Origin of the sequence: Virgibacillus sp. 7505 (assembly GCF_002272135.1) — a bacterium.
GTDB lineage: Bacteria > Bacillota > Bacilli > Bacillales > Amphibacillaceae > Terribacillus.
Map to the genome: position 1 here is coordinate 1 of NZ_NPBF01000508.1, position 206 is coordinate 206.

Annotated in this window: 1 rRNA gene; it reads right to left on the reverse strand. The window is 47.6% G+C overall.

The features are described 5' to 3' along the window. Positions 1–76 (reverse strand): 16S ribosomal RNA (locus CHH91_RS19985); the annotation flags it as partial. Between the last annotated feature and the right edge of the window lie 130 nt (positions 77–206).

Consider the following 206-nt stretch of genomic DNA (forward strand, 5'->3'; position numbering starts at 1 on the left):
TGAAACTCCGCTCGACTTGCATGTATTAGGCACGCCGCCAGCGTTCGTCCTGAGCCAGGATCAAACTCTCCGTTAAAAAGTTCGATTAGCTCATTGCACAACCGAAGTTGTGGCTCACTATCATTGACGAGATACCTTGTATCTCTTTTACGCTTGGCTTTTGTTCAGTTTTCAAAGGACTCGTTTGTCGCCGTTCTCTCTTGGCG